Annotated in this window: 11 protein-coding genes; 9 read left to right on the top strand and 2 right to left on the bottom strand. The window is 26.0% G+C overall.

The annotated features are described in order from the left end of the window. Positions 1-657 precede the first annotated feature (657 nt). The 4 genes from htpG to J2Z25_RS12960 all read left to right on the top strand — a co-directional run bounded on the left by htpG (position 658) and on the right by J2Z25_RS12960 (position 4,834). On the top strand, positions 658-2,514 hold the full coding sequence (gene htpG, locus J2Z25_RS12975; RefSeq protein ID WP_209740915.1) for a molecular chaperone HtpG: 1,857 nt from the start codon (positions 658-660) through the stop codon (positions 2,512-2,514). A 153-nt stretch (positions 2,515-2,667) separates the two neighbouring features. Next, on the top strand, positions 2,668-3,510 hold the full coding sequence (locus J2Z25_RS12970; RefSeq protein ID WP_209740914.1) for a pyridoxamine kinase: 843 nt from the start codon (positions 2,668-2,670) through the stop codon (positions 3,508-3,510). Next, positions 3,494-4,009 (top strand): TIGR04002 family protein, encoded by a 516-nt coding sequence (locus J2Z25_RS12965; protein WP_008679451.1) that lies wholly within the window; start codon positions 3,494-3,496, stop codon positions 4,007-4,009. Before J2Z25_RS12970 ends, J2Z25_RS12965 begins: the two co-directional genes overlap by 17 nt. A gap of 27 nt (positions 4,010-4,036) precedes the next feature. Then, positions 4,037-4,834, top strand: coding sequence for an endonuclease/exonuclease/phosphatase family protein (locus J2Z25_RS12960; protein ID WP_209740913.1), 798 nt, complete (start codon positions 4,037-4,039; stop codon positions 4,832-4,834). A gap of 23 nt (positions 4,835-4,857) precedes the next feature. Here J2Z25_RS12960 and J2Z25_RS12955 read toward each other — a convergent pair whose 3' ends face one another. Both J2Z25_RS12955 and J2Z25_RS12950 read right to left on the bottom strand, forming a co-directional pair. After that, on the bottom strand, positions 4,858-5,568 hold the full coding sequence (locus J2Z25_RS12955) for an ABC transporter ATP-binding protein (protein ID WP_209740912.1): 711 nt from the start codon (positions 5,566-5,568) through the stop codon (positions 4,858-4,860). 13 nt (positions 5,569-5,581) lie between these two features. After that, on the bottom strand, positions 5,582-7,195 hold the full coding sequence (locus tag J2Z25_RS12950) for a putative ABC exporter domain-containing protein (protein WP_209740911.1): 1,614 nt from the start codon (positions 7,193-7,195) through the stop codon (positions 5,582-5,584). A gap of 400 nt (positions 7,196-7,595) precedes the next feature. Between J2Z25_RS12950 and J2Z25_RS12945 the strand changes: the two genes are divergently transcribed. The 5 genes from J2Z25_RS12945 (at position 7,596) to lexA (ending at position 13,561) form a co-directional block, all read left to right on the top strand. Further along, positions 7,596-8,453, top strand: a complete 858-nt coding sequence (locus J2Z25_RS12945; protein ID WP_008679447.1) for an SAM hydrolase/SAM-dependent halogenase family protein — start codon at positions 7,596-7,598, stop codon at positions 8,451-8,453. Between the two features lie 60 nt (positions 8,454-8,513). Beyond that, positions 8,514-9,065, top strand: coding sequence for an ECF-type riboflavin transporter substrate-binding protein (locus J2Z25_RS12940; RefSeq protein ID WP_008679445.1), 552 nt, complete (start codon positions 8,514-8,516; stop codon positions 9,063-9,065). 153 nt (positions 9,066-9,218) lie between these two features. Further along, positions 9,219-10,925: an ABC transporter ATP-binding protein gene (locus J2Z25_RS12935; RefSeq protein WP_209740910.1), complete on the top strand. Its 1,707-nt coding sequence runs from the start codon at positions 9,219-9,221 to the stop codon at positions 10,923-10,925. Then, positions 10,922-11,749 (top strand): energy-coupling factor transporter transmembrane component T family protein, encoded by an 828-nt coding sequence (locus tag J2Z25_RS12930; RefSeq protein WP_008679439.1) that lies wholly within the window; start codon positions 10,922-10,924, stop codon positions 11,747-11,749. The genes J2Z25_RS12935 and J2Z25_RS12930 overlap by 4 nt, the downstream gene beginning before the upstream one ends. A 384-nt stretch (positions 11,750-12,133) precedes the next feature. Beyond that, positions 12,134-13,561 carry a transcriptional repressor LexA gene (gene lexA, locus J2Z25_RS12925; protein WP_209740909.1) on the top strand — a complete coding sequence of 476 codons (1,428 nt, stop codon included), beginning with the start codon at positions 12,134-12,136 and terminating at the stop codon, positions 13,559-13,561. Positions 13,562-13,777: the final 216 nt, after the last annotated feature.

Below are 13,777 nucleotides of genomic sequence, written 5' to 3'. Positions count from 1 at the left end.
TTTTTACTTTTATTATGCATTCTACATTTTCAATTGAGCTATAGATCTATTTTTAGATTACAATAAAATACAAGCCAATAAGGAAATTACTCCTGCTAAACAAATGGAGATACTATTACTTTCAATAATTCTAAAATTGATAGTATTTTTAATTGAATTATTTAATTTAGATTTTTGGAGTATAGGGCGTATAATAGCTATAATACCCAAAGCTATAAGGGATATTCCTAATATAAAAATATAATTAATTAAAGGAAAATTTAAAGTATTATGTAGGTAAAAAGACAATAAAGATACAACTAATATCCAAGATAAAGTATTAAGAATAAGCTTTTTCAAAATAAAACCTTCTTTACAAATTAATAGATAATTCATTATATTAATATTATATAGCCTCTAGGAATTATTTTACAATATGTTTTTATAATAAACTTAACACTATATATTTAGACTTTTATATTAAGGTGTAAATTTATATAACTTGTTAAATGAAAATCAAAGAAAGTAAAAGAAAAACTAAGCTTTGTTTTACAAAATTAGTTTTTATTCAATTAATTGTTAGTAGAGATATTTTAATAACTAAAACAAGCTTTAGTAAATATTGACATAATAGTATCTTTTAAATAAAATAATTATGGTAAAGAGGAGGGATTGTTAATGGAGAAAAATAAAGGGAATATTTCAATACATACAGAAAATATTTTTCCAATTATAAAGAAGTGGTTATATTCTGACAAAGATATATTTATTAGGGAACTTATTAGTAATGGGTGCGATGCTATAAGCAAATATAAAAGATTAGTTTCTTTAGGAGAAACTAATGGAAATGAAAATGAAAAATATAAGGTTACAGTTTCGTTAAATAAAGAAAATAATACTTTAAAATTTATTGATAATGGAATTGGAATGACTGAAGATGAAGTTAAGAAATATATAAATCAAGTTGCATTTTCAGGTGCAGAGGATTTTATAGAAAAATATAAAGATAAAATGGAAGATGGAAAAGATATAATAGGTCACTTTGGGCTAGGTTTCTACTCTGCTTTCATGGTTGCAAAAAGAGTTCAGATAGATACTTTATCTTATTTAGAAGGAGCAGAAGCAGTAACTTGGATTTGTGATGGTGGTACAGAATATGAGATATCTCCATCTTTAAATAGAAAAGAGAGAGGAACAACAATAACTCTTTTTATAGATGATGATAGTAATGAATTTTTAGAATTGTATAAAGTTAGAGAAATAATAGAAAAATATTGTTCATTCTTACCTATAGAAATATATTTAGAAGAAGAAGGTAAAGAAGTTAAGGAAGAAGATATTAAACCGTTAAATGATACAACTCCATTATGGATGAAATCTCCAAAGGATTGTACTGATGAAGAATATAAAGAATTTTACAAAAAGGTATTCCGAGATTTTAATGATCCATTATTTTGGATTCATTTAAATGTAGACTATCCATTTAACCTAAAAGGAATATTATATTTTCCTAAACTTAAATATGAACTGGAAGCTACTGAAGGGCAAGTAAAACTTTATAATAATCAAGTTTTTGTTGCAGATAACATAAAAGAAGTTATACCAGATTTCTTACTATTATTAAAGGGGACAATAGATTGTCCAGATCTACCTTTAAATGTATCTAGAAGTTTTCTTCAAAAAGATAAGGATGTTATAAAAATATCTAAGCATATAGTTAAGAAGGTTGCAGATAAATTAGTTGGACTATATAAAAATCAAAGAGAAAGCTTTAATAACTTTTGGAAGGACATTCAAATATTTATTAAGTACGGTTGTTTGAGAGATGAAAGCTTCTATGATAAAATAAAGGACATTGTTATATTTAGAAGACTAAATGGTGAGTATATAACATTAAAGGAATATTTAGAAAATAATAAAGATAAACATGAAAATAAGGTCTTTTATGTAACAGATGAAAAGCAACAATCACAATATATTAAAATGTTTAAGGAAGCGGATTTAGATGCTGTAGTTTTAGATTGCTCAATAGATAACCATTTTATTAGCTTTTTAGAGTCAAAAGAAAATGGAGTTATATTTACTAGAATAGACTCTGATATTTCAGAAACACTTAAAAATAGTGAAAGTGAAGATTCAAAAGAGTTAAATACTAAGCTGGAAGAGTTATTTAAAGAAGCAACTTCTAATAAAGTAAATAATATTAAAGTTGAAAATCTAAAAAATTCAGGAACTCCTGCTATGATATTGGTTTCTGAACAATCAAGAAGAATGGCTGAAATGAGCAAAATGTTTGGTGGAATGGAAATGCCAAATATGTTTATGGAAGAAAAAACTTTAGTTATAAATAATAATAACTCAATAATTAAAAAGCTAGCATCTGTAGACTTTGAAAGTAAAAAGGATGATATTAATTTAATATGTCAGTATATTTTAGATTTAGCTTTAATAGCTAATAAGGAGTTAAGTTCTGAAGAAATGAATGACTTTATTAATAGAAGTAATGAGTTATTAAATAAAGTAATAGAATTATAGTAATATCTTAAAAATGAAATCAATAAAAAATAGAACTATTAAGCATAAATAGTTCTATTTTTTTGCAAATTAATATTGTATCGGTACAATGGACAAAATGTAATTATTGGATTATTATAAAATAAATAACTTAATTAAAAAGCAGGTGCACTTATGAATGGGGTAAAAAAAGTAGCTACAATAAATGATTTATCTGGAATAGGAAGATGTTCACTAACAGCAGCACTTCCTATATTATCGACTTTAGGAGTTCAATGTTGTCCATTTCCTACAGCTATACTTTCTTCTCAAACTGAATTTGATAAGTTTTCATTTTTAGATATAACTAATGAAATGAACAATTATAAAAATGTTTGGAAAGAGCTCAATATAAACTTTGATTGCATATATAGTGGCTTTTTAGGTTCTGAAAAGCAAATTGACATAGTTTTAGATTTTGTATTAGATAATAAAGATTCTTTAATTGTTATAGATCCAGTTATGGGAGACAATGGAATACTTTATGATACTTTTACAAAAAATATGTGTAATAAAATGAAAGAACTTGTTTCTATTGCAAGTATAGTAACACCAAATTTAACAGAAGCATGTATATTAACAGGAGAAGAATATAAAAAGTATGATACAAGTAATGAAAAAGTTATGAGAATTGCTAAAAAACTAGCACAAATGGGACCAGAAAAGATTATTATTACAGGAATAATAAGAGAAAGTGAAATTTATAATTTTGCTTACGATAAAGAAAGAGATGAATTTTTTATAGTAAAATCAGTTTTTAATAATGAATCATATAGCGGAACAGGGGATATTTTTACTTCAATTATTATAGGATTATTATTAAATAATCATAATTTAAATTTTGCAATTAAAAGTGCAACTAACTTTATATATGAAGCAATTAGTTATACATCTAAATTTAAAACTAATCCAAAAGAAGGAATAATGTTTGAAGTATTTTTAAAGGAGTTGATTTTGATAAATGAAAACAAAAATTAAAACAAGAAGTTTAGTTTTGGCAGCATTATTTGCAGCTTTTATATGTATTACAATATCTATTCATATCCCAACAGGATTTAATGGAGGATATGTACATTTAGGAGATACATTCATATATCTTGCAGCAGTACTTTTACCTACTCCATATGCAATGCTTGCAGCGGGTATAGGAGCTGGACTTGCAGATGCATTGGCTGGTGGAATGATATGGGTGTTACCTACAATAATAATTAAACCTATAATGGTATTATTTTTTACTTCTAAAAGAGATAGTATAATATGTAAAAAAAATGTACTAGCAATAGTTATAGCTGGTATTGTAGGATGGTTTGGATATTATTTAGCAGGAGCTGTTATATCAGGTAGCTTTGTAGCTCCACTTGCAACTTTCTTTATAGATATAATGCAACCTATAGGAAGTGGTATAATATTTTTAATAGCTGGTTATTCTTTAGATAGGGTGAAAATTAGACAAAGATTATCTATAGAAGCAAAATAACTTTAGAATATGGCGTGAGGTAGAAGTATGAAGGTTATGACCTTTAACTTAAGGACAGATTTCTTATTAGATATAAATAATAGATGGAATAAAAGAAAAGAAATAGTTTATGATATATTAAACAATAATGATTGCGATATAATAGGTGTTCAAGAGCTAAATAATAAAATGTTTAAGGATATTTCAAAAGAATCTCCAGGATATAATATAATTGGGAGCCCTAGAAGTCTTAAGTATTTTATAGAAAGAAATGATATATTAGTTTCTAAGAAACATAAAATATTAGAATACAGTACTTTTTGGCTTTCAGAAGATCCTGAAAAAATAGGAAGTGCTATTTGGTATTCTGTTTATCCAAGAATATGCACAACAGCTTTAATAAGATTAAATGATGGTAATATAGTTAGAGTATATAATACACATTTAGATTTTTTATTATCAAAGGCTAGGGAATATGGACTTAAAAAAATAGGTGAGTATATGGATAAACAACATGAAAAAGACAATTATCCAGCTATACTAATGGGAGATTTTAATGCAAGTCCAACAAGTAAAGCCATTAAAAATTTCTCGGAAGGTAAATATAGTAGTAAAAAATTTATAGCTGTACAAGATCACAAGAAAGAAATTTATAATATGTCTACTATGAGTAAGTTTAAAGGAAATAAAAAAGGTCTTCATATAGATTATATATTTGTAACCGAAGAGTTTAAAGTTTTAGATACTGAAATATTAGAGTATAACAAAAATGGTAAATATCCTTCAGATCATTACCCTATGATTGCAAAACTTGATATAAATAAAAATGCTAATACTTCAAAATAGAGTATTAGCATTTTTCATTTTAATTAAGCATTATCAATTATCTTAAAGAATAAATCTTCTATATTACCTAATTCGTTATATTTTTCTTTTAAGTATTCTTTGCTACCAGAATCTACTATTTTGCCTTCCTTCATTAAAATCATTGTATCGCTTATTTCTTCCATTGAAGCAAGGATATGAGTACTAACTAGTATGGTTTTTCCAAGAGATTTTATTTTTGATAGTATTTCTCTAAATTCCTTTATTCCATTAGGATCTAAACCTACAAAAGGTTCATCAATTAAAATTATACTTGGATCATGAATTAAAGCCATTATAATAGATACCTTTTGTTTCATACCTTTAGACAAGTCTTTAGCAAGAGAATCTTTTTTATTTGCTAAGTTGAAAGCATTCATTAACTCATCAGCTTTACTTGTCCAATCTTTAATTTTATAAGCTAAGGCTATAAATTTAAAGTGTTCCCAAACTGTTAATAAATTATATAAATCAGGGGTTTCAGGTATATAGGCTAAATTTTCTCTTATGGTTCTATCCTTTGTAGATTTTCCATCTATTAAAATATCACCTGAATCTTTTCTTAATAAAGAAAGTATGCACTTTAATGTAGTAGTTTTACCAGCACCATTGGGGCCGCATAATATGGATATTTCACCAGTGTTTAATTTAAATGATATATTATCAATTGCTTTATTTTTCTTAAAAGATTTAGATAAATTTTTTACTTCTAACATAATTTCCTCCAAATTAATATTCTATAAAATCAAATATTTTATTACATAACAACATTAATAAGCTTATATAAATCCCAACAATTACAGTTAATACTCCAAATGCTATATATGGATTAGTAGTTATACTGTAAGTAGCTACAGTTGCAACAAATGGAATCATTATAAGTATCATTAGCACGAAAGTTACAAGCATTCCTGGCCCAGATTCATTATCCTTTGGCATAAGAAGTATTACGATTAAGTTAAGTAATTTTACTACTAATGAGAATGCTATAGTAATTAAGTAACATCCTATTCCTAAGATTAAGAATTTATAATCTAATATAATAGAAGGAATAAGCATTATACTGATTCTAATTGCTAACATTAAAAGTTCGTCTAAGACTGTAGAAAGAATTTTATTTATTGGTTTTCCTGGGATAATATAAATATATACATTTTTTAATTCTCTAGATAACTCGGAAAAATTAGATGAAATAAGAACTATATAAACTGTACCAATTGAAATCACTAACAATGAAACTAATTGATTTCCTTTTAAAGTAACATATCCTCCGATTATTCCAATAATAATATTAACTAATAATAATAAATATTTTTTTAATGAAGTCTGTTTTCTTTTTCTAATAATTGAAGCTTTCCAATATAATGATAATGATCCCCATCTTTCTTTAGAACTACTATTTAAATTAACTTTTTTTATATCTTTTTCCATTTGTGAATGAACATCTCTCTTGTTGTTTTTTAACTGCTTTAATTTTTCATTTTGTGTAGATACCTTTTCAGCTATTTCTTCATAATATTCAACATTAAGAGTTATAAATAAGAAACAATTAATAATAATTAATGATAATAAATATAATATATCAAATATTGGCGGTGTAATTGTTTCTGTTAAAAGTAAAGATATAAATTTAACTATAGAAGAAATTATAGGTAATTTAACAAGAAAGCTATCAAAAATAGACATAGACAATTCGTTAAAGTTAAAGTTTAGACTCCAAAACTTATATAAATAAAATAAAAGTATTAAACATGCAATACCTTGTAATATGTAAGAGATAAATTTTAAGCCTTTAACTAATCCTGTTTTAACTTTTATTGCAAAAAACAAATAAGATAAAGAAATAAAAAATAAGAATATAAAGAAAAATCCTAAAGCTATTGGCAATAATCCTATTAATGATAAATTAGTAAAGGCTAGGAGCATTAATATAATAAAAATAAACGTTAAAAAGAAGCTTGCTACACCTTTTATTGCACTACGAATCATTGAATAAAATAGTATTAATTTATTATTTATAGGGGAAGGAAATAGATAGCTAATATCTGAAATTGAGAAGTTACTTGGAGCATAATCATTTAAATAATTTGCTAATACAAATAGTATAAAAACTAATGATATTATAGCTATAATTCCTAGAGCAGATTTCTGCATTTCTGGAGCTATAGAAGCTTTAGATTCATTTTTAAATATTGAAACTATAAATGAAGAAAAGCAAAGTCCGAAAAATATGATTATAGAAAATAATTTCTTTAAGAATAAAAGCGGATGATGAAAAATTTGAAAAAAGAAATTTTTAATTTTTAAAAGATCTAAATAGACTAAAACTTTTAAATCGTTCATTAAAACACCTCCATAAGTTGTTTGTTAAATTATAGCAAAAATATGTATTTTAAACAAGAAATATTCATATAGGTGATTAATAGACCAAATTAAAATTGAACATTGAATTTTGAAAGTGTTTAAATATGAGATATCATGAATATATTATTTAGATGATTAAAAAAATCGTGATTTAATAACAAAATAAGATAGCTAGTGGAAGTAAAGTGTCAACTTTTTTATTTTTAATGAATGAAAAATGTTAATTTTATATTTGGAATATTGTAAATTTCGTTTATAGTGAAGTATTTATTAAAAAGTCCAAAAATAATATACATATATGCGAATAAAAAAAATATTGACTAGAATAATATTCGTATTATATACTTTTGGTGTGATATATTACTAAGGAGGAGTATTTATGAAAAATGCTTTAGTATTCCAATCAGATTTTGGAATTGGAGATGGTGCTGTTAGTGCTATGTATGGGGTTGCTTATAATGTAGATAAGACACTTCAATTATTCGATTTAACACATGAAATACCACAATATAACATTTGGGAGGCTTCATATAGGTTAATTCAAACTGTAGTCTATTGGCCTAAAAGCACTGTATTTGTATCTGTAGTCGATCCCGGAGTTGGATCAAATAGAAAGAGTATAGGAGTTAAGACTGCAAGTGGACAATATATAATTACCCCAGATAATGGAACACTTACTCACATTAAAAGAATATGTGGGATAGTCGAGGCCAGAGAAATCGATGAAACTATAAATAGATTACCTAATTCTGGAGCATCTTATACTTTCCATGGAAGAGATATATATGCCTATACAGGAGCAAGACTTGCAGCTGGAGTTATAGATTTTGAACATGTTGGTCCAAAAATTCCAGTTGATGAAATAGTAGAATTACCAGTTGTTGAATCCATAAAAGAAAATGATTTAGTAACAGGAACTATAGATGTTTTAGATGTAAGATTTGGTAGCTTATGGACAAATATTGGAAGAGAATTATTTACTAGCTTAGGTATTAAGTATGGAGATAAAGTTGAAGTTTCTATTAGAAATAATACAAGAGAAGTTTATAGAAATATAATGGTTTATGCAAAGTCGTTTGCTGATGTTTATGTAGGTGAAACCTTGGTTTATGTTAACTCATTAGATAATTTAGCTGTTGCTATAAATCAAGGATCATTCTCAAAAGCCTATAATATACAAACTGGAACAAATTGGATAATATCTATCAGAAAAGCTCCTAGAGTAATATATGATTAGAAATTAATTTAAAACACGAATAGTATTTATTCACTGTATATGAAATGAGGAGGAATTATAATGGAAAATAAAATGTCTATTAAAACAATAGTAGCGATTGGTATAGGTGCAGCTGTATTTATGATACTAGGGCGTTTTGGAGCTATTCCATCAGGTATCCCAAATACTAATATAGAAACAAGTTATGCTTTTTTAGCATTAATGTCAGTATTATATGGTCCTATTGCAGGAATATCTATAGGTTTTATAGGTCATGCTTTGAAGGATTTGGTATTTTTTGGTTCACCTTGGTTTAGTTGGGTTATAGCTTCAGCTGTTGTTGGTCTTATAATAGGATTATCATGGAAAAAATTAAAAGTTAATGACGGTGAATTTGGCAAAAAAGAAATTATTGTTTTTAATATATACCAAGTAATTGCTAATTTAATTGCATGGCTTTTAGTTGCTCCTACATTAGATATACTTATATATGCAGAGCCAGCTAATAAAGTTTATTTACAAGGTGTAGTTGCTGCAATTTCTAATTCAATTACAGTTGGAATATTAGGCAGTATTTTACTTTATACATATGCTAAGACTAGAGTTAAAAAAGGAAGTTTAGATAGAGAGTAATATCTAATTAAAATACTGGGGGCTTTAGGTCTCTGGTATTTTTTACGTATATATTACAAACAATATATTATTATTTTTAATCATAAATATTATTTTTAATCATAAATAACGTTTTCGAGGAACATATAATTTATATATAAAGGGAGATTTGCTATGAAAAAACCTGTAATTGAGTTCGATAATTTTACATTCCAATACAGAGCTCAAGCAAAGCCAACATTAAATAATGTAAACTTAACTATATATGAAGGCGAAAAAGTTCTTATTGTTGGTCCTTCTGGATCAGGTAAGAGCACGATTTCAAGTTGTATAAATGGTCTTATTCCATTTTCATATAAAGGAGAGATTTCAGGAAGTCTGAAAGTCAAGGGGAAAGAAACCAGTAAAATGAGCATTTTTGAATTATCTAATTCAGTGGGGACTGTTCTTCAAGATCCAGATAGCCAGTTCATTGGATTAACTGTAGGAGAAGATATTGCTTTTAAGTTAGAAAATGATTGTATACCTCAAGATGAAATGAAAAAGAAAGTAGAAATTGTTTCTGAAATTGTTGGAATAGATAAGCATTTAGAAGCAGCTCCATATAGTTTATCAGGTGGTCAAAAGCAGCGTGTAACCTTAGCAGGGGTTATGGTTGGAGATGTAGATATACTTTTATTTGATGAACCACTTGCAAGTTTAGATCCTGCAACAGGTAAAAATGCAATTGAATTAATTGACAAAATACAACAAGAAACAAATAAAACTATAGTAATTATAGAGCATAGATTAGAAGATGTGTTACATTGCTCTGTAGATAGAATAATAGTAGTAGATAATGGAGAAATTGCTGCGGATATAACTCCAGAAGAACTTTTAAGTTCGAATATATTAGCGGAAACAGGCATACGTGAACCATTATATATTACTGCTTTAAAATATGCAGGCTGTGAGGTTACTCCAGATATTAATCCACAACATATTGATACATTAAATTTAAATACATATAGAGAAAAACTTAAAGAATGGTATGATGAAACTGTTGACAAGAGTGTTAATATAAATTCTGAAACTATACTTGAATTAAAAGATATAAAGTTTGGATATGAAGAAAAACGAGAAATATTAAAAGGAGTTTCTTTTAATATTAATAAAGGTGAAATGGTTAGTATAGTAGGAAGAAATGGGGCAGGAAAATCTACTATATCGAAGCTTATTTGTGGTTTTTATAAACCAACTAAAGGGCAAATATTATTTAATGGTAGGGATTTAGTTAACGATACAATTAAAGAGCGTGCAGATAAAATTGGTATTGTTATGCAAAATCCAAATCAAATGATATCTAAGACTATGATTTTTGATGAAGTCGCATTAGGACTTAAAGTTAGAGGAATTAGTGAAGAAGAAATTAAAGAAAGAGTACTTGATACATTAAAAGTTTGTGGGTTATATGAGTTTCGTAATTGGCCAATTTCAGCACTTAGCTTCGGGCAAAAGAAACGTGTAACTATTGCATCTATACTAGTTTTAAATCCAGAAGTTATAATTTTAGATGAGCCAACTGCTGGGCAAGATTTTAGGCACTATACTGAAATTATGGAATTCTTGCAAGAATTAAATAGAAAAGGTGTCACTATAATCATGATAACTCATGATATGCATTTAATGCTTGAATACACAAATAGAGCAATAGTATTATCTAATGGGTTGAAGTTAGCAGATGATACAGCAGCAAATATACTTACAGATAAAAGAGTAATATCTGAAGCTAATTTAAAAGAAACATCTTTATATGAATTAGCAATAAAGGCTAAATTAGATAATCCAAGAGAGTTTGTTAAAAAGTTTATTGACTATGATAGGAGGATTAGAGGCATATGAGCAAAATGCTTGAATATACAAATATAAATTCACCTATTCATAAATTGACAGGTGCGTCTAAGTTAATTGCTTTGATAATATGGGCATTAGCTTCAATGATTACATATGATACACGCGTACTTATACTTATGTTTATTTTAAGTATATTTGTATTTAAAATTTCAAAAGTAGAATTTAAGCAAGTATCCTTTGTTCTTTATTTTATATTAATATTTTTATTGTTAAATAATTTAGCTATTTTTATTTTTTCACCATATGAAGGTGTTCAAATTTATGGAAGTAGAACTGACTTATTTAAAATTGCAGGTCCATATACACTAACATTAGAACAATTATTTTATCAGTTTAATATAACATTAAAATATTTTTCTATAATACCAATGGCATTATTATTTATGGTTGCAACTAATCCAAGTGAGTTTGCAGCTTCATTAAACAAAATTGGTGTTAGCTATAAAGTTGCTTATTCTGTTTCAATAGCATTAAGATATATCCCTGATGTTCAACGTGACTATCAAGATATATCATTTGCACAACAAGCTAGAGGAATTGATATGTCTAAAAAAGAAAGAGTAACAAAAAGAATTAAAAATTCTGCAGCAATATTGATGCCATTAATTTTTTCAAGTTTAGATAGAATAGATACTATAAGTTCAGCAATGGAGCTAAGAGCTTTTGGAAAAAATAAAAAACGTACTTGGTATAGTGGAAGAAAGTTTGAAAAAAGAGATTATATAGCGATATTAATAGTTAGCTTAATATTTATTATAGCGATTATTGCAACTATAGTTAACCATGGTCGCTTTTATAATCCTTTTAAATAAAGCTGTAATAGAAATTGCATATTAAAACTTATTTAGTTTTACTTTTAAAATTATATAATTATTAATGGTGTAGGTTATTGATTTAAGAATGATTATATATAATTAAAATTTTATTTAAATTGCTTTGGAAAATATATTAAGTGATAGATTTAATGAAAGAACCAATAAAATGGACTCTTGTAAAAGAAAGAAATTTTATTGGTTCTTTTTTTTATATAACATATTAATTTTTGTGTGTGAATAAACTATGTAGATTTAGAATAAAGATATTTATTAATTATAAATAGAATGCTGAATTTTTAATAGCGATTATTTGACATAAGGTATTATAAAATATATTATTAAAATACAGAAAACATAAGATAGATTTAAGGTGGTGAAAGTATGGAACTTTCGAAAGTTCAAAATAGATTTATAAATCATAAAAGTTCTGGATATCAACTTTTGAAAGGCAAAGAAGGAACAGGGAAGAGTACTGCATCAATTTATAAGGCTATAAATTTAGAAAATAATTATTGTATTTATGAAGAGGATAAAATTTTATTTGTAACATCTAATTATACTAAGACATATGAAGCAATGGAACTTTATAAAAAAGAAAGTAATGAGAATTATTTTTATTCATTGTTTTCGTTAGAAAAGGATAGATTAAACATTATAACGTTAGAAGAACTTATTGATACATATTCTAAAGCCTTTAGAAGAGAAAAGGGACTAGCTATGCAAGTTATAGATAAAGTAAGAGGTATAGAAATTTTAAAAGAATTAGAAAATGAAATATCATCATTTTATAAAAAATCTAAGTTTCTTCAAAAGGCAACAATGAACTTTATATTAGAAGAAATTTTATGGATAAAAGCTAGTAATTTTTCTAAGGATTACTATCTTGAAGTTGATAGAAAAGGACGTGGAGGAAGAATTAAAAAATCTTCTTATACAAGAGAATCTATTTATAAAATTAAAGATCTATATAATGAAAATTTAATTAATAAAGGCTTAATGGATGAGTATGATCATGTTATATATGCTATTTCATATATAAATAATCATGGCGGATTATATAGTCATGTTATATTAGATGATATGGAGAAGTTTACTAAGGGAGAAATAGATTTTATAAAAGCTATTTATAAAAATAAACCACATTCTTCATTTGTTTTTATATTAAATAGCGAACTTAATAATAAAGAAAATTCTTGGATGATAAAAGGTAGAAAAGTAAATACTTTAGGGATTGATGTAAAGGGAAAGAGCTTTAACTTTAAAACTAAATATGATTTAAAAAAGAAAAAACAAGTAGACACAGTTGAAAAGTATAAGTATATAAACTTGAAAAATAAGGGGATTGTGGAGTTTAATATAGATACAGCTTCGAATAGAAAAGAAGTATTTGAAGGAAATGATATTTGTTATAATGAAAATGAATTAGAAGATATTCCAATGTTTAATAATATAGCGGCAGGAACACCTATAGAAATGGATGACAATATAGAGGGAAGTTTTTATATACCTAAATATTGGCTTGAAAGAGGAAAAGATACCTTTATATTAAGAGTAAAGGGTGACTCTATGGTAGAAAAAGATATTTGTGATGGTGATTTAGTTGTTATTAAAAAACAAGGAACTGCAAATCATAATGAAATAGTAGCTGCAAGCTTAGATGGTGAGGCAACATTAAAAACACTAAACCTAAATGGAGATTTACCAAAATTAATGCCTGCAAATTCTTTATATGCTCCAATTAGTTTGGAAAATAAAGAAGTCAATATATTAGGAGTTGCAATTGGAATAATAAAACAGGAGATAAACTAGAAATTTATCTCCTATTTTATTATCAGTAAAATATATAATATACTTTTTTTAGTATATTTAAACATAAGGTAGTCAACTTAAAGTGGGTATATAGAGATTTCCTATAATGTAAAAATAATTAACATAATAATAAGTTATAGGTAATACATATTATATATAAGGTATGATATAGAGTTAATATTTAGTAAGAGATATAACTATTTTATACTATTGAGT

The sequence above is a fragment of the Clostridium tertium genome, assembly GCF_017873245.1.
Taxonomy (GTDB): domain Bacteria; phylum Bacillota; class Clostridia; order Clostridiales; family Clostridiaceae; genus Clostridium; species Clostridium tertium.
The sequence above is the reverse complement of the archived record's forward strand: the minus strand, read 5'-3'. Positions and strand labels throughout refer to the sequence as shown.